The sequence below is a fragment of the Caulobacter sp. RHG1 genome (genome assembly GCF_013181195.1).
GTDB lineage: Bacteria > Pseudomonadota > Alphaproteobacteria > Caulobacterales > Caulobacteraceae > Caulobacter.
Genome location: NZ_SMZP01000005.1, coordinates 162,564 through 178,836 on the forward strand (window position 1 = coordinate 162,564; position 16,273 = coordinate 178,836).

General features: G+C 67.6%; 19 protein-coding genes and 1 pseudogene. 12 read left to right on the plus strand and 8 right to left on the minus strand.

The genetic code is table 11. From position 1 onward, the window contains the following. Positions 1-36: 36 nt before the first annotated feature. The 6 genes from E1H18_RS15145 to E1H18_RS15170 form a co-directional block, all read right to left on the minus strand. Positions 37-447 carry a hypothetical protein gene (locus E1H18_RS15145; protein WP_172269842.1) on the minus strand — a complete coding sequence of 137 codons (411 nt, stop codon included), beginning with the start codon at positions 445-447 and terminating at the stop codon, positions 37-39. Positions 448-449: 2 nt separating this feature from the next. Continuing rightward, on the minus strand, positions 450-821 hold the full coding sequence (locus tag E1H18_RS15150) for a DUF4870 family protein (protein WP_172269844.1): 372 nt from the start codon (positions 819-821) through the stop codon (positions 450-452). Between the two features lie 123 nt (positions 822-944). Next, positions 945-1,496, minus strand: coding sequence for a hypothetical protein (locus E1H18_RS15155; RefSeq protein WP_172269846.1), 552 nt, complete (start codon positions 1,494-1,496; stop codon positions 945-947). A 2-nt stretch (positions 1,497-1,498) separates the two neighbouring features. After that, positions 1,499-1,915 carry a dihydroneopterin aldolase gene (folB, locus tag E1H18_RS15160; protein ID WP_370526524.1) on the minus strand — a complete coding sequence of 139 codons (417 nt, stop codon included), beginning with the start codon at positions 1,913-1,915 and terminating at the stop codon, positions 1,499-1,501. A 13-nt stretch (positions 1,916-1,928) separates the two neighbouring features. After that, positions 1,929-2,690: an SDR family oxidoreductase gene (locus E1H18_RS15165; RefSeq protein WP_172269848.1), complete on the minus strand. Its 762-nt coding sequence runs from the start codon at positions 2,688-2,690 to the stop codon at positions 1,929-1,931. After that, positions 2,690-2,833 (minus strand): hypothetical protein, encoded by a 144-nt coding sequence (locus E1H18_RS15170; RefSeq protein ID WP_172269599.1) that lies wholly within the window; start codon positions 2,831-2,833, stop codon positions 2,690-2,692. The genes E1H18_RS15165 and E1H18_RS15170 overlap by 1 nt, the downstream gene beginning before the upstream one ends. Positions 2,834-2,857: 24 nt before the next feature. Here E1H18_RS15170 and E1H18_RS15175 point away from each other — a divergent pair, with 24 nt between their 5' ends. The 9 genes and pseudogenes from E1H18_RS15175 (at position 2,858) to E1H18_RS26810 (ending at position 13,297) form a co-directional block, all read left to right on the plus strand. Continuing rightward, positions 2,858-3,328 carry an NUDIX domain-containing protein gene (locus E1H18_RS15175; protein WP_172269850.1) on the plus strand — a complete coding sequence of 157 codons (471 nt, stop codon included), beginning with the start codon at positions 2,858-2,860 and terminating at the stop codon, positions 3,326-3,328. Between the two features lie 123 nt (positions 3,329-3,451). Further along, positions 3,452-4,891 carry an aldehyde dehydrogenase family protein gene (locus E1H18_RS15180; protein WP_172269852.1) on the plus strand — a complete coding sequence of 480 codons (1,440 nt, stop codon included), beginning with the start codon at positions 3,452-3,454 and terminating at the stop codon, positions 4,889-4,891. A gap of 124 nt (positions 4,892-5,015) precedes the next feature. Continuing rightward, positions 5,016-5,834, plus strand: coding sequence for an alpha/beta hydrolase (locus E1H18_RS15185; protein WP_172269854.1), 819 nt, complete (start codon positions 5,016-5,018; stop codon positions 5,832-5,834). Positions 5,835-5,949: 115 nt separating this feature from the next. Next, positions 5,950-7,851 (plus strand): hypothetical protein, encoded by a 1,902-nt coding sequence (locus E1H18_RS15190; RefSeq protein WP_172269856.1) that lies wholly within the window; start codon positions 5,950-5,952, stop codon positions 7,849-7,851. A gap of 199 nt (positions 7,852-8,050) precedes the next feature. Further along, positions 8,051-8,899: an outer membrane protein gene (locus E1H18_RS15195; RefSeq protein WP_172269858.1), complete on the plus strand. Its 849-nt coding sequence runs from the start codon at positions 8,051-8,053 to the stop codon at positions 8,897-8,899. A gap of 150 nt (positions 8,900-9,049) precedes the next feature. After that, positions 9,050-9,613, plus strand: a complete 564-nt coding sequence (gene ahpC / locus E1H18_RS15200; protein ID WP_172269860.1) for an alkyl hydroperoxide reductase subunit C — start codon at positions 9,050-9,052, stop codon at positions 9,611-9,613. A gap of 144 nt (positions 9,614-9,757) precedes the next feature. Continuing rightward, positions 9,758-11,338, plus strand: coding sequence for an alkyl hydroperoxide reductase subunit F (gene ahpF / locus E1H18_RS15205; protein ID WP_172269862.1), 1,581 nt, complete (start codon positions 9,758-9,760; stop codon positions 11,336-11,338). A gap of 183 nt (positions 11,339-11,521) precedes the next feature. Further along, a pseudogene (locus E1H18_RS26805) lies at positions 11,522-12,631 on the plus strand (phosphatidylinositol-specific phospholipase C1-like protein); the annotation flags it as partial. Further along, on the plus strand, positions 12,632-13,297 hold the full coding sequence (locus tag E1H18_RS26810) for a phosphatase PAP2 family protein (protein ID WP_241736057.1): 666 nt from the start codon (positions 12,632-12,634) through the stop codon (positions 13,295-13,297). It begins immediately after the preceding pseudogene. Between the two features lie 124 nt (positions 13,298-13,421). Here the strand turns inward: E1H18_RS26810 and E1H18_RS15215 are convergent, their stop codons facing one another. Beyond that, complete coding sequence (locus tag E1H18_RS15215) at positions 13,422-13,607, minus strand: hypothetical protein (protein WP_172269866.1); 186 nt, start codon at positions 13,605-13,607, stop codon at positions 13,422-13,424. Between the two features lie 134 nt (positions 13,608-13,741). Here E1H18_RS15215 and E1H18_RS15220 point away from each other — a divergent pair, with 134 nt between their 5' ends. Next, positions 13,742-14,104, plus strand: coding sequence for a hypothetical protein (locus tag E1H18_RS15220; RefSeq protein WP_172269868.1), 363 nt, complete (start codon positions 13,742-13,744; stop codon positions 14,102-14,104). On the opposite strand, the gene E1H18_RS15225 is transcribed toward E1H18_RS15220, so the two are convergent. Continuing rightward, the gene (locus E1H18_RS15225) at positions 14,101-14,991 is read right to left on the minus strand and encodes a branched-chain amino acid aminotransferase (RefSeq protein WP_172269870.1); all 891 of its coding nucleotides are present in this window, start codon (positions 14,989-14,991) and stop codon (positions 14,101-14,103) included. The genes E1H18_RS15220 and E1H18_RS15225 overlap by 4 nt on opposite strands. A gap of 80 nt (positions 14,992-15,071) precedes the next feature. On the opposite strand from E1H18_RS15225, the gene E1H18_RS15230 reads away from it, so the two are divergent. After that, positions 15,072-15,572 carry a MarR family winged helix-turn-helix transcriptional regulator gene (locus E1H18_RS15230; protein ID WP_172269872.1) on the plus strand — a complete coding sequence of 167 codons (501 nt, stop codon included), beginning with the start codon at positions 15,072-15,074 and terminating at the stop codon, positions 15,570-15,572. After that, positions 15,569-16,270: a response regulator gene (locus E1H18_RS15235; protein ID WP_172269874.1), complete on the plus strand. Its 702-nt coding sequence runs from the start codon at positions 15,569-15,571 to the stop codon at positions 16,268-16,270. Before E1H18_RS15230 ends, E1H18_RS15235 begins: the two co-directional genes overlap by 4 nt. Positions 16,271-16,273: the final 3 nt, after the last annotated feature.

Below are 16,273 nucleotides of genomic sequence, written 5' to 3' on the forward strand. Positions count from 1 at the left end.
TGACGCCTGTCTGGGCGCCTCGCGCGGCGATTGCCTCTAAATCAGCCAGGCGCGCGGGCGGGGATAGGCCTCGCCGCGCACCAGATACACGATGCCCATGATGCAGCGGACCACGAACCAGAGGCTGACCGCACCCATGATCAGGCCGCCGATCGCGATCATCGGGATGCCGATGGCCAGCACGATCAGCGGAATGCCGAAGGCCAGCAGGACGGCGCCGATCAGGAACCAGGCGATGGAAAGCCAGAAGGTGCGGATCGCGAAGGTGTAGTGGCTCTGGTTGATCGGTCCGGCGCTGTCGCGGTTCACATAGGCCACGATCAGGCCGATGACGAACGTAAGCCCATTGGTGAAGCCCAGCAGATAGAGACCGTAGACGACGGCCGGCAGGACCTTGTCCTCTTCGGCGCGCAGGTCGGTCGGCGGGGTGATGGCGGTATCGGTCATGGTCAGAGCATCCAGTTCTTCGGGGTTGGATAGGGCTGGCCCTTGAGAAGGTTCGAGAGGCCGACAACGCAGCGCACCACGACCCAGATCCCAACGGCCGGCAGCAGCACGACGCCGATGCCGACCGGGGTCAGCAGCAGAGCGACGACGCCAAACAGCAGAGCCAGCCAGAACGTGCGGATCTGGAACTCGTAGTGGCTGGCCAGCCATTCGGCGGCGTCCTTGCGGCTGACATAGGCGATAATCGCGCCGATCAGCGTAGTGAGGCCTCCAGTGACCAGTCCGGCGATGTGCAGACCATAGACGACGCCCGGCAGGGTCTTGTCGTCCTGCAGGCGCGGCGGCACGGCGGGGTCTAGGGTCGGGTCGGTCAAGTCGGGTCCTCTGTGGAACGGCGTTTGACCAATGCTCGCGCGGTTGGGCGCGGGATGCAAATGAAGGTGTTGTAATCGATTATCGATGAAGGATCGGTAATGCTCCGCCCATGCGTTGGGGGTCTACGGCAGCAGGTCGCCGGGCGGGTCATGCGGGTCGAAGTGGGCGCCGCGGCCCAGCCACGGCAGAGCGGCGACCATCAAGAGCAGGACGAAGCTCATCCGTGCGGCCATGTCGAGACCGACCCCCGCCATGCCGGCGGTCAGGGAAAACAGCAGCATCGCGACAGCGCCGAGCCCCAGCAGCCCCATGACCCAGGTCAGCGCGGTGCGGGCCTGCAGCCGTGCGACTCCGAAACTGGCGCGCGGCGACAGATCCGCGCCCACGGCGGCGATGGCGCGAGCCAGGGTCGAAAAGCCCGCCAGGCGGTCCTCGTAACGGCCAGGACCGGCATAGCTCTGCGAGGTCATCACCACCTTGGCGCGGCCGAAGATCAAGGTCAGGACGCGACGGTTGCCGCCGTCCTTTGCAGCTGCCAGTCGATAGCGGCTCAAGGCAGACAGCGGAAAGCGGCGGGTGATCTTGCCGCGGGTCTCGGTCAGCGCCCCGGCGTCCAGCGTCCAGACCGTCTCGGGCTGGAAGGGGGCGATCCGGGCGCTGTGCGAGACTTGCATGGCTAGGACCGGACGGCGGTGATCTCGACGCCGGCGGCGGCCGCGTGCGGGGCCAGGGCGGAGGGCTTTTCCACCCGCACCCGGGCGCGGGTGACGCGCGGGTCGAAGAAGCAGGCCTGGGCCAGGCGTTCGGCGAAGGTCTCGACCAGGCCGACATGGCCCTCGGCGGCGATGGCGCGGGCGGCCTCGCCGACCTTCTCGTAGTTGACCGTGTCGCTCAGGCGCTCGAAATGGCTGGCGGCCAGGTCCAGCTCGACATCGACGATCAACGACTGGAAGCGGCCATACTCGTGGTCGTAGACCCCGATCTCGGCGTCGACCTTCAGGCCGCGGACGAAGACCTTGGCCACGATGACCTTGGCGAGGCTTTGCGGCGCCAGGTCCTGGGGCTGGGTGTCGGCGAGGGGCGAAGCGGCCAAGGCGCGGCCTTTCTTACGGAGCAACGATATCGGGCGTCCGCCAGCCCAGGTGCTGGCCGCCGTCCACGGCGATCATCTGGCCCGTGACCGACCTTGCGTCAATCAGATAGCGCAGGGCCGCGGCGACCTCGTCGGGCGTGGCGCGGCGCCGCAACAGCACCCCCGCCGCCTCGGCTTCGAACTCGCCGGGGGCCTGATGCACCGAAGGGAGCGTAGGCCCCGGCCCGATGGCGTTGACCCGCACGCGCGGCGCCAGGGCCTGGGCCAGGGTCTGCGTCGCCCACCACAGGCCGGCCTTGGCCAGGGTGTAGCTGAAGAACTGAGGATTGGGCCGCCAGACGCGCTGGTCGACGATATTGACCACCAGACCCTCGCCCCCCTCCGGCAAGGCCATTGCAAAGGTCTCGGCCAGCACGATCGGCGCGCGCAGATTGGTTTCGAGGTGGAGGTCCCAGGTCTCGCGGGCGAGAGCGCCGACGCGGTCGTCCTGGAAGGCCGAGGCGCAATTGACCAGCAGGGTCACCGGACCGAGCGCGGCCGTCGCGGCGGGGATCAACGCCCGGACGGCGTCCTCGTCGGCAAGGTCGGCGGCGACCACGGCCGCGCGGCGGCCCAGCGCCTGGACCGCGTCTGCCGTCTCGTGCGCCTCGTCATGCGAGCCGCGAACGTGGACGGCGATGTCGTAGCCGGCGCGCGCGGCCTCCAGGGCCAGGGCCTGGCCGATCCGACGCCCCGCGCCGGTGACCAGGGCCGCGCCGCGCGCCGGGCTGGTCATTAGTCGATGCGGCCGAACTCGACGAGGTTCAGGGTCAGGATGACGCCCAGGAAAATGACGATGACACCGATGGCCAGCATGGCGCGGCTCCGAAGAGAGAGAACAGGTGTTGCGGCTTTAGCGTCCGTGGCCGCTGACCGCAAGCGCGAGGCGCGCTAGAACGGGCCATGCTCTGGCGCCGTCGCATCGAACCGTTCACTCGCCCGCTGGTCTATGCCTTCTTCCGCATGACGCGAGGGCTGACCCTGGGCGTGCGGGCGGTGGTCACCGACCAGGAGGGCAAGGTCCTTCTGATCCAGCACACCTACATCAAGGGCTGGTACCTGCCCGGCGGCGGGGTCGAGCGCGGCGAAACGGCCGAGACCGCCGTGGTTCGCGAACTGGCCGAGGAGGCCGGGGTCCGCGCGCTTTCAAGGCCAAGGTTGCTTTCGGCCCACAGCAACGAGGTGCTGCACCCCGGCGACCACGTGCTGGTCTACCGCATCGAAGCCTGGGAGCCGTGCCCCTCGGACGCGGCGGGCGAGATCCACGCGGTCGGCTGGTTCGACCCGGCGGACCTCCCCGAAGAGACCACCCCCGCCACCCGCCGTCGCATCGCCGAAGCCCTGGGCGGGACCGAACCCGATGCGATGTGGTGAACGAGCCCCCTAGCCACCTGAACGCCGATCACATTAAATGGCTGTTTGAAACCGCCCGCCATCTCTCCCAGTTTCATGGGGCCAACTAGAGCGGGTCCATCCATCCAAGGGCAGGAGCAGGTCATGCGCGAGTACACCAAGTTCTACATCGACGGCGCCTGGGTCGATCCCGCCCAGCCCAAGACTCTGGACGTCATCAACCCGGCCACCGAAGCCGTCGCCGGCGTGATCTCGCTGGGCTCGGAGGCCGACGTCGACAAGGCCGTCCGCGCCGCCCGCAAGGCGTTCGCCACCTTCAGCCAGACCAGCCGCGAAGAGCGTATCGACATCCTCGAGCGCATCATCGCCGAGTACCAGAAGCGCTTCGAGGACATGGCCAAGGCCATCACCGAAGAGATGGGCGCCCCCGCCTGGCTGGCCCAGCGCGCCCAGGCGGCCATGGGCATCGGCCACGTTCAAACCGCCGTCCAGGTGCTGAAGGACTACAAGTTCGAGGAAGACCGCGGCACGACCCGCATCGTCAAGGAGCCGATCGGCGTCTGCGGCTTCATCACGCCGTGGAACTGGCCGGTCAACCAGATCGCCTGCAAGGTCGGTCCCGCCATCGCCACCGGCTGCACCATGGTGCTGAAGCCCTCGGAAGTCGCGCCGTTCTCGGGGTATATCTGGACCGAGATCCTGCACGCCGCCGGCGTCCCGGCCGGGGTCTATAACCTGGTCAACGGTGACGGCCCGACGGTCGGCGCGGCCCTGTCCAGCCATCCGGAAGTCGACATGGTGTCGTTCACCGGCTCGACCCGCGCCGGCATCGAGGTGGCCAAGAACGCCGCCCCGACCGTCAAGCGCGTGCACCAGGAGCTGGGCGGCAAGAGCCCCAACATCATCCTCGACGACGCCGACTTCCAGCGCGCCGTCGGCGGCGGCGTGGCCTCGGTGATGATGAACTCGGGCCAGTCGTGCAACGCCCCGACCCGCATGCTGGTCCCCGGCCAGCGCATGGACGAGGTGATCGCCATCGCCAAGGCCGCCGCCGAGAGCCACACGGTCGGCGACCCGAACGGCAACCACAAGATGGGTCCGGTGGTCTCCGAGACGCAGTGGAACAAGATCCAGGGCCTGATCCAGGCCGGCATCGACGAGGGCGCCACCCTGGTCACCGGCGGCGTCGGCCGTCCCGAAGGTCTGGACAAGGGCTACTACGTCAAGCCGACCATCTTCGCCAACGTCACCAACGAGATGACCATCGCCAAGGAAGAGATCTTCGGCCCGGTCGTCTCGATCCTCGGCTACGACACGGTGGACGAGGCCGTCACCGTCGGCAACGACACCGAGTACGGCCTAGCGGCCTACATCTCGGGCGGCGATCAGGACAACGTCCGCAAGGTGGCCAGCCGCCTGCGCGCCGGCCAGGTCAACCTCAACGGCGCCAGCACCGACCTGATGGCTCCGTTCGGCGGCTACAAGATGAGCGGCAACGGTCGCGAGTGGGGCGATCACGCCTTCGGCGAGTTCCTCGAGACGAAGGCGATCCTGGGCTACGCCGCGAAGGAAGCTGCGGAATAGGCTCTAAGCCCGCCAACGCGGAGGCGGAGCCGAAAGGCTCCGCCGATCCCCTGACACGTTGCGATTGACTTCGATTATTACGATCGTAAACTTCATGACTTGAGCCACTGAGCCAGGCCATGTCATGCACCGTCGCCACTTGCTGCATCTGACGGCCAGCGCCTTGGCCGCCGCCCTGCCCCAAGCGGCCCTGGCCGGTGAACTCCAGATCCTGTCGCGACCATCGACCGTCCAGGATCTCACCCAGGCGCTGCTGGTCCGTTCGCCCCAACTGCAGCGCGACTTCCTTGTCCAGGTGACGACGCCGCCCGCCATCGCGCCCGGCGGCAAGGTTCCCGCTCTCTACGCTCTGGACGGCGGGCTGGGCGTCGTCGGCCCGATCGGTGGTTTTTTGGCCGCGAGCGGCGCCACATCGCCAATGATCGTCGTCTCGATCGGCTATCAGCCCAAGGACTATCGCTTCCGGAACGGCGACGTCCTGCACAAGCCCGTCAACCGGCGCGGCAATCTGGTCGGCGGCGGCGGCGCGGCGCTGGAAGCCTTCCTGAAAAACGATCTGCGCCCCTATATCGAGGCGAACTTCCCGGTCGATCCGACCCGGTCCTATCTGTTCGGTCACTCCTATGCGGGAGCCTTCGCCGCGAATGTGCTGGCTCATCAGCCCACGGCCTTCGCCGGCTTTCTGATCGCCAGCCCCAATCTTCCGGAAGATCCCGAACTGGCCGAAACCCTCGCTCACCTGGCTGGAAGCGGCCAGTCGATCCTGCTCGCCCGCGGTGAACACGACATCGCCGGGGTCGAGCCCAGCTTTCTGGCGCTGAAAGGCTGGCTCGCAAGATCGGGGTTTGCTGTGCGCGATCATGTCTACCCCGGCGCCAATCACGCCTCCTATCTTCCCGCCATGCTGCTCGACGCCCTCCCGCGCATCGCCCCGCTGAAATAGCTCGATTGAGAAGTTCCACATATTGGGACTCTATTTCATTATTTGATTGAAAGTGGTCTGACCAATCTGTAGGGTTCCGACATGAGCGCTTAAGCGCCGGCTTGGGAGGTTATGGATGATCCGCAATTCAATGCGCCTGCTGGCGGTGCTCGCAGCCTTGTCTGGCCCCGCCGCCGCGCTCGCCGAGGCGCCGCCTGCGCCACTCAACATGCGCGACGCGGCCAAGAACGCCGCCGCCGACGCCAGCTTCGACCGCCAGGACACCGAGCGCTTCACCCAGGAAGCCGGCCAGTTGCGCGAGCTGGGCGCGACCCAGATGAACATCACCAAGGGCCTGCCGATCGCCCGGTTCGAGATGGACCGCGACGACCCCTATCCCGGCTGGTTCACCCACCACATCGCCCTGTTCAAGGTGTTCCCGCCGGCTGCGCTGCAGCCCTACATGGACATGAACTACGCCAAGCGGCTGCAGAAGCTGATCGGCGCTCGCTGCCAGGCGATCGCCGGGAATGGCCTGACCGCCACCTGGACCGCCAACGAGCCGACCGTCCTGCCCGAGGACTTCTTCGTCGCCCATCCGGAGTATCGCGGGCCGCGCATCGACCAGATCACCCGTTCGCGGAAGATCTATTTCGCGCCGAACGTCGACCATCCCGACGTGCTGGCCATGTATCGCGAGGCGACCGGCAAGCTGCTGGACCTGTGTCCGCAGATCGACACCTTCATCTGGGTGACCACCGACGCCGGCTCGGGCTTCGCCTGGAACCCGGGCCTCTATCCCGGCGCCAACGGCAATTCGGACGGCTTCAAGAAGCCCCTGGCCGATCGCGTCGTCAGCTTCATGACCAACATCCAGCAAGCCGCCGCCGCCAAGGGCAAGTCGGTGCGGATCAACATCAACCAGATTGAACCGCGCCGTTGGATGATCCCGACCTTCGGTCCCGACACCGAGGCCAATATCGTTCGGCAACTGCCGCCCGGCCTGGCGGTCAACGGCAAGGAAGGCCCCGACGGCAAGCGCTTCGACACCGGCGTGCAGCGGCCCGGGGACGGTCCGTTCAGCCCGATCGCCGGCCTGGTCGTGCCCAGCTTCGCTCCGGTGAAGCCCAGCACGAGCCCTCGCAAGGGCTTCGACCTGGGCTCGCCGGAGGCCGCCGCCTTCAACTATCGCCTGGCCAGGTCGACCAAGGACCAGCCGATGGATGATCGCCTCAAGCGCCTGACCGCTCTGCACCGCTTCGCCGTCAGCGAAGTCGGCGAGGCCCAGGCCGGAAACCTGCTGGAAGCCTGGGAAGCGCTGGACCAGGTGGCCCTGCTGATGCAGCCCCTCGACTTCGGCGGCATGCTGAAGTTCGGCCACGTGCTGAACCGTTGGCTGGAGCGGCCGATGGTGCCCTACCCCGCCGAGCTGACCGAGGCCGAGACGGCGGCCTGGAAGCCCTACCTCTTCCAGGCGCGCGGCGAGAGCCAGGCGACCAACCTGGCCGACATCCAGGCCATGCGCATGTACGAGGGCTGGGGCGCGCGCCTGCTGTTCCAGCAAACCATCGACGTCGCCATCCCGCAGGCCGAGAAGGCCAAGGCGATCTTCGACGGCATCGCCGCCAGCCGCCCCGACGCCACCTCGCGCGCCGAGTGGGATCTGACCGCCAAGCGGACCCAGGCCCTGATCTATCTGCTGCGCTCGGCCGACAACATGGTCGAGTACCAGGCCCAGCTGGACCGGGTGACCGCCCTCGGCGCCAAGCCGGAAGACAACCCCGTGCTGGGCGTACAGGCCGACTGGGCCCGCGCCGACCTGATGAACCTGGCCCGCAGCGAGATCGACACCGCCGTGGCCATGGAGAAGCTCTTGGCCAGCACCGACGGCAAGATCCTGGAAGCCTCGCCGACCACGACCGAGGAATACGCCCTGCGCCTGGGCCCCAACGTGCGCGAAAACCTGCGACAGAAGATCAAGACCATGAACGCCCACTGGCGCGACTACGACCGGATGTTCACCATTCCCAACCCGTAACCACTCTACCGTCGGCGCCCCATTTGTTGCTACTCGCCGTCGACTTCATCTTGTTTGATTGCCGGGCGCTGCCGTTCCCCTCCTCGCGGGAACGGCAGCTGGAAATGCGTTGTTCCTCGGACAATCCTGACCATGGCGCCGTCGTCCGAACCCGGCCGATCGCGGACCTCAAGAGTCGGGGCCTACAGGGACATCACTCATGACTCATGCATTCAAGGCCGGGCTTCTGGCCAAAAGCCTTCTGGTGGGAAGCCTCCTTGCCGGCGCCATCGGCGGTGCGGCCCAGGCCCAGACCACCGACTGGAGCGGCCCCTATGTCGGCGCGGTGTTCGGCTACGCCAAGACCGACGCGACCAAGGGCGAGCAGTTCAAGTTCGACAAGAATCTGGACGGCCAGTTCAACGACACCGTCAACACCGCGACCGGCGCCAACGCCTTCTCGCCGGGCTTCTGCGACGGTTCGGCCCGGACCTCGCTGCCCAGCGACGGCTGCGTCGGCGATAACGACGAGAACTGGGAGCTGGGCGCCCGCGCCGGCTACGATATGCAGTTCGGCGCGTTCGTGGTCGGGGCCGTCGCAGAGCTGGAACGCGTGAGGATCCAGGATCGCGTCAGCGCCTTCTCGACCACGCCGGCCTTCTACACCCTGGACCGCAAGTTGAAGGCCATGGGCGCCGTGCGCCTGCGCGCCGGCTACGCCATGGGTCCCTATCTCGGCTACGTCACCGGCGGCGTCGCGCGCGGCCAGATCAAGCACGCCTTCACCACCAGCAACACCGCCAACACCTTCGTGCGCCGCGACAGCGACAACGCCAACGGGACTCAGTTTGGCCTGGGCGTCGAGCGGCAGTTGGACGGCCGCGTGCGACTGGGCCTGGAATATCTGCAGACCCGCCTCGACGACGACGGCTACACGGTCCGGGTCCAGGGCCCCGCGCCGGCCACCAATCCCTTCATCTTGACCAACGCCGCCGGCACCGACCTGCGCCGCACCGAGGATGAGATGAAGATCCACAGCGTGCGCCTGACCGCCAGCTATCGGTTCTGATCGAAGGCCTCCTCTCCCCTCAGGGGGAGGAGGCGACTTCGTCCGGCTCCGGCGCTATAGTTTCAATCTATTCCGTCCAGAAGATTTATCAATTTGCTCGATTGACCACCGCCCCTTAGAAGGGCGCATCCTTTCCAAACGGAGCGCTCCATGTCGCTGGTCAACACCGAGATCAAACCCTTTACCGCCGAAGCCTTCAAGGACGGCAAGTTCATCACGGTCACCGAGAGCGACGTGAAGGGCAAGTGGGGCATCTTCTTCTTCTACCCCGCCGACTTCACCTTCGTCTGCCCGACGGAACTGGAAGACCTGGCCGACAACTACGACACGTTCCAGAAGCTGGGCGTCGAAGTGTACTCGGTCTCGACCGACACCCACTTCTCGCACAAGGCTTGGCATGACTCGTCGCCGGCCATTGGCAAGATCAAGTACACGATGCTGGGCGACCCGTCGGGTCAGGTGACCAACAACTTCGAGATCATGCGTCCGGGCGTCGGCCTGGCCGATCGCGGCACCTTCCTGGTCGACCCGCAAGGCGTCATCCAGTTCACCGAAGTGACCGCCGAAGGCATCGGCCGTAACGCCGCCGAGCTGCTGCGCAAGGTCAAGGCCGCCCAATACGTGGCCTCGCACCCGGGCGAAGTCTGCCCGGCCAAGTGGGAAGAGGGTGAAAAGACCCTGGCCCCCTCGCTCGACCTCGTCGGCAAGATCTAAGCTTAAGCGTACCCGCGCCGCCGCCCGCCCCCGGAGCTTTCTTCCGGGCGCGGAACGGGCGGCGGCGCACCTCCGTTGAAATTTCCAAGCTCGCCACGCCCGGCCCTCGCCGGCGTTCGCCTTCTCACGCCTATTGGAGCCCCCATGTTGGACGCCGGCCTGAAGACCCAGCTGACCCAGTATCTGCAGAACCTGCGCCAACCGATCGAACTCGTCGCCTCGCTGGACGACAGCAAGGGTTCGACCGAGATGAAGGCCCTGCTGGAAGACATCGTCTCGACCTCGGACAAGGTCAGCGTCAATTTCGCCGGGACCGACGCGCGCAGGCCGTCGTTCACGGTCGAGCGCGCCGCGAAAGACGCCTCGGTGCGCTTCGCCGGCCTGCCGCTGGGCCACGAGTTCACCTCGCTGGTGCTGGCCCTGCTGCACGTGGGCGGCCACCCGCCGCGCCTGGACGCCGAGGTCATCGAGCGCATCAAGGGCCTGGAGGGCGACTACCGCTTCGAGACCTATTTCTCGCAGTCCTGCCAGAACTGCCCGGACGTGGTGCAGGCGCTGAACACCATGAGCGCCCTGAACCCGCGCATCAGCCACGTCGCCATCGACGGCGCGCTGTTCAAGGATGAGGTCGAAGCCCGCCAGGTGATGGCCGTGCCGACCATCCTGCTGAACGGCCAGCCGTTCGGCCAGGGCCGCATGGAGGTCGAGCAGATCCTGGCCAAGCTGGACACCGGCGCCGCCGACCGCATGGCCGAGAAGATCAAGAGCAAGGACGCCTTCGACGTTCTCGTTATCGGCGGGGGCCCCGCTGGGGCCGCCGCGGCGATCTACGCCGCCCGTAAGGGCATCCGCACGGGCGTCGCGGCCGAGCGCTTCGGCGGCCAGGTGCTGGACACCATGGCCATCGAGAACTTCATCTCGGTCACCCACACCGAAGGTCCCAAGCTGGCCACGGCGCTGGAGCAGCACGTCAAGGAATACGAAGTCGACGTGATGAACCTGCAGAAGGCGGCCGGCCTGGTCCCGGCCAAGACGGTCGGCGGCCTGCATGAGGTCAAGCTGGAGAACGGCGCGTCGCTGAAGGCTCGCACGGTCATCCTGTCGACCGGCGCGCGCTGGCGGAACGTCAATGTGCCCGGCGAGGCCGAGTACAAGAACAAGGGCGTGGCCTATTGCCCGCACTGCGACGGCCCGCTGTTCAAGGGCAAGCGCGTGGCGGTGATCGGCGGCGGCAACAGCGGCGTCGAGGCGGCCATCGACCTGGCCGGCATCGTGGCTCACGTGACCTTGATCGAGTTCGACAGCCAACTGCGCGCCGACGCGGTGCTGCAGCGCAAGTTGGCCAGCCTGCCGAACGTCAAGATCGTCACCTCGGCCATGACCACCGAGATCCACGGCGACGGCGGCAAGGTGTCGGGCCTGAGCTACAAGGACCGCAACAGCGACGCGACCCACCGCGTCGACCTGGAAGGCGTGTTCGTGCAGATCGGCCTGGTGCCCAACACCGAGTGGCTAAAGGACAGCGGCGTGGCGCTCAGCAACCGCGGCGAGATCGAAGTCGACTATCGCGGCGAGACCTCGATCCCCGGGGTCTTCGGCGCCGGCGACGCGACCACCACGCCGTACAAGCAGATCATCATCGCCATGGGCGAAGGCTCCAAGGCATCGCTCTCGGCGTTTGACTACCTGATCCGTCTGCCGGCGGAGGAGGCGGTGGCCGCCTAGCGCCCCCTCCGGCCCTTCGGGCCACCTCCCCCGTTTCACGGGGGAGGAAGGGGTCGTTCTCCTCCCCCGCATGCGGGGGAGGTGGCGCGGCGCTAGCGCCGTGACGGAGGGGGCGCTTCCTCCCCTTGACGTCAAACCTTCACACGGCGGAGCTAGCACCACCTCCTGTTTCCGGAGGTCCCCATGCTGCCCCTGTTCGCCGCCCTCGCCGTCGCCTCGACCTGCCCCGCCGGCGACGAGAGCGCGCCCTGCCTGCGCCAGCGGATGGACGCCCTGGCGATGACCGACATGCTGGTCGTCGGCACCCACAATTCCTACAAGCTGCCGATTCCGCCCGAGGAGATGGCCGCCATGGTCGCCGCCAAGGGCCAGGCTGCGCTCGGCGTCGACTATGGCCATCGCGTGCTGACCGAGCAGTTGGACGCCGGCGCCCGCCAGCTGGAGCTGGACGTCCTGTACGACCCCAAGGGCGGCCTCTACGCCAAGCCGACCACCGCCCTGGGCCAGGGAACGGTGCTGTCGCCGGCCACAGCGGCGGCGATGGCCAAGCCGGGCTTCAAGACCCTGCACATGCCTGATGTCGACTTCCGCAGCACCTGCGTGACCTTCGTGGCGTGCTTGAACATCGTGAAGGCCTGGTCGGACACCCATCCCGACCACGTGCCGCTGCTGATCATGCTGAACGCCAAGGAGGGCGCGTCCTTCCCCGGCGGCGTGGTCCCACCCAACTTCGACGAGGCCGCCTTTGACGCCCTGGACGCCGAGATCCGCTCGGTGTTCGGCCCGGACAAGCTGATCGACCCGGACCTGGTGCGCGGCAAGGCCAAGACCCTGCGCGAGGGCGTGCTCGCGGGCGGTTGGCCGAAGCTGGGCGCGGCGCGCGGCAAGGTCTTCTTCGCCCTCGACGAGGGCCCGGCCAAGGTCGCGATCTATCGCGGCAAGCGCGTCTCGCTGGAAGGCCGGGCGATGTTCGTCAACACCGACGAGACCTCGCCGGCCGCCGCCTACCTGACCCTGAACGATCCCGTCGCCCAGAAGGCCCGCATCGCCGCCGCCGTGAAGGCCGGCTTCATCGTGCGCACCCGCGCCGACGCCGACACCTGGGCGGCGCGCAAGAACGACGTGACCCAGCGCACCGCCGCCCTGACCAGCGGCGCCCAGTACGTCTCGACCGACTACATGTGGGCCGACCCGCGCTTCCCCGGGAACTACACGGTGCGCCTGGCCGGTGGCGAGGCGGCGACCTGCAATCCCGTCCGGGCCGCCAAGGCTTGCGACGGCCTGCCGATCGAGATGGCGTCCGGCGCGCCCGTGCGCGGCTATCTGGCGCCCGCCGACCGCCCGGACCTGACCAAGGTTCTGGCCGCCCCGCCCCAGCCGGGCTCGCCCCGGGCCCTGGCCGACGCGGCGATCTTCGACCAGTCACGCAGCCTGAAGGACACGCCGCGCTGGGCCCTGGCGACCGATGACGTCAACGGCTCGTTCTATCATCACTATGCGCAGGCTCTGGGCGTGGAGCTGACGCCTGAGCAGGCCCCGATCCTGACGGCGCTGCTGGAGCGCTCGGGCGCCGACCGCTCGGTCGTGGGCGTGGCCAAGACCCACTGGGGCACGCAGCGTCCTTACGTAGGCAAGGATTCGGCTCCGGTCTGCGAGGTGAAGCGCCCCGATCTGACGGCCAATCCCGACTATCCGTCAGGCCACTCGGCCCATGGCGAGCATGTGGCGATGATCCTGGCCGAGGTCGCCCCTTCGCGCGCCGACGCCCTCTACGCGCGCGGTCGTCAGTATGCGGAAAGTCGCTGGATCTGCGGCAGCCACACCGTCAGCGCCACCGAGGCCGGCCTGCAGGCCGGGGCGGTGATCTACGCCGCCGAGCATGCCTCGGAAGCCTTCCGCCGCGACATGGACATGGCCCGGGCGGAGGTCGCTGCGGCGCTGAAGGCTGCGGGGAAGTAGCCAACACCATCGTCATCCCGCGCCTTGTGCGTGGGACCCATGGTTCAGCTTTTGCGTGAGAGTTTAAGTCCACACTTCAACGCGGCGGACAGAGGGGTCCCGCGCACAAGGCGCGGGATGACGTTTAGGGTTCAACCGGCGCGAAGCTCGCCGGGTCCAGGCCTTCGGGGATGCCCTTCACATAGAGGCCGTCGGCATGGTGGTGGAAATCCTCCACTTCGTAGACCTGGCCGGAGAAGACGCCCAGGTGAGGCAGGTCGACGCCGGTGCGGAGAAGCATGTCGCCCTGGCGGAAAGTACGTTCGGTCATAGTCGGCCTCCTGCAATGCGGGGGACCCTGCGTCGGCGAGCCGCTCAAGTCCAACTCACGAATCCGTCAGCTCACGTTGCGGAACACCGGTCGCTCTACCGACGTTTGTCGATTGGGGCAGCAGGATCTGATCCATGACCGGGGTTCGCCACAAGACCATCGCCTTGGCCACGACGCTCGTGGCGCTGATCGCGGCGCATGGCGCGACCGCCTGCATGGCGTCGACGCGCGACGCGGTGGCGGGACCCGTCCTCGACGTGCCGTCCGATGGGGTGATCTGCGTGGCCCTGGGGCCGCGTCCCGAGCAGTGGGTCCGCGTGCGTCTGGCCGGGACCGAGGCGCTGGACCGCAAGCGCCTGATGGCGGCGGCCTTCTCCAAGCGCGTTGACTGCGCCCGCGACGCCCGCCACGGCTGGACCTGCCGGATGGGCGCGGACGACCTGGCCGCGGTGGCCGGATCGCCCGCTATCGGTTTGGCGTCCGCGAGCTGGAACTAGGCGGGCTGTAGAGCCTCGTTGCGCACCAGCGCCGCGTAGGTGTCCATCAGGTCCAGCGACAGCTTGGCCGGCGTGAACTTGAATTCGCCGATTTCTGACACCGGGGTGACCTCGGCGGCGGTGCCGACGATGAAGCACTCGGTGAAGCCAGCCAGCTCTTCCTTCTGGATATGGCGCTCGACGACCTCGATGCCCTTGTCCTTGGCCAGGCCGATCACCGTGCGGCGGGTGATGCCGTCCAGGAAACAGTCGGGCTTGGGCGTGTGCAGCACGCCGTCCTTGACGAAGAACACATTGGCGCCGGTCGCCTCGGCGACATAGCCGCGGTAGTCCAGCATCATCGCGTCGGCATAACCGTCCTTCTCGGCGGCGTGCTTGGAGATGGTGCAGATCATGTAGAGGCCGGCGGCCTTGGCCGCGACAGGGGCGGTCTTGGGATCCGGACGCTGGTACTTGGCCCAGGTCAGACGGATGCCCTTGGCCTTGGTCGCGGGGTCGAAATAGCTGGGCCAGTCCCACACGGCGATGGCCACGTGGATCTTGGTCTGCTGCGCCGAAACGCCGATCATTTCGCTGCCGCGCCAGGCGATGGGGCGAACGTAGCAATCTGTGAGGCCGTTCTTGGCCGCGGTCGCCTTGCAGGCCTCGTCGATCTCGGCCACCGTATAGGGGATCTCGAAATCGAGGATCTCTGCAGACTTGAACAGGCGCTCGGTGTGCTCGGTCAGCTTGAAAATCTCGCCGCCGTACATGCGCTCGCCCTCGAAGACCGACGACGCGTAGTGCAGGCCGTGGGTCAATACGTGGACCTTCGCTTCGCGCCAGGGAACGAACTGGCCGTCCAGCCAGATCCAACCATCACGATCGTCGAAGGGAACCAGAGACATCGGCCCGAGACCTCCTTATTGAGAACCCGGCCCTTAGACGCCCCGAGGGCGAACGCGTCAAATAAAATGGACTCCCCGCAATGATCGCCCCGTTTCAGCCCGGCTCGGACGACCCTCGTCTGATCCTCCGCGAGGAGGAGCTGGACGGCGGCCTGGAGTTGATCCTGCTGGCGGAAGCTTCGCTGTGGGCCACGGTCGATGCCGTGCTGGAGGCTGAAACCCTGGGCCTGGGCCGCTCGCACTGGCGCGCGGCCTTCCTGTTGCGTCGCCGGCCGGGCCTAGGCGTGCAGGACCTTTCCAAGCTGACCAGCCTGTCGAAACAGGCCGCCAGCCGCACCCTGGCCGACCTGCAGAAGGCCGGCCTGATCGAGCGCGGCTCGGGCGATCTGGACGGTCGCCGCCGTCCCGCAACCCTGACCCCCGAAGGCGTGGCCTTCGAACAGCGCACGGCCGAGCGCCTGCGCGCGCTGCTGGCCCGGGCCTATCGCACCGGCGGGCTGGACGGCGTGGCCGGCACGCGGCGTATCCTGGCGGCCCTGGCGGGGTCTCGCCAAGGCGCAGGTCGACGGAGCCCGACATGACGCCGGACGAACGCCGCGAGCGCCACATCCTGGTCGTCGACGACGACGACCGCCTGCGCAAGCTGATCAAGGAATTCCTCAGCCGGGCCGGCTTCCGGGTCACGGCCTCGTCCAGCGCCGCCGCCGCCGACCGCCTGTTCGAAGCCCTGGACTTCGACCTGATGGTGCTGGACGTGATGATGCCCGGCGAGGACGGCTACAGCTTCACCAAGCGCCTGCGGGCCAGGGGCGGCGAGGCCGGCCGCACTCCGATCCTGATGCTGACCGCCCGCGACCAGACGGCCGACCGTATCGAGGGCCTGTCCAGCGGCGTCGACGACTATCTGGGCAAGCCGTTCGAGCCGCAGGAACTCCTGCTGCGCATCGAGGCCATCCTGCGCCGCTCATCTGCCCGTCCGGCCGCGACCAAGGCTCTGAGCCTGGGGCTCTGCAGTTTCGAGTCCGATCGCGGCGAGCTGACCTGCGACGGCGAAGTGGTGCGGCTGACCGAGGCCGAGGTCACCTTGCTCCGCCGCCTGGCCCGCTCGGTCCACGAGCCGGTCGACCGCCTGGAACTGGCCCGCGACACCGCCGACGCGACCGGCCGCGCTGTCGACGTCCAGGTCACCCGCCTGCGCCGCAAGATCGAGCCGGACCCGAAGAACCCGCGCTATCTGCAGACCGTGCGAGGGGTGGGTTATCGGCTGGCGCCGGACTGATTG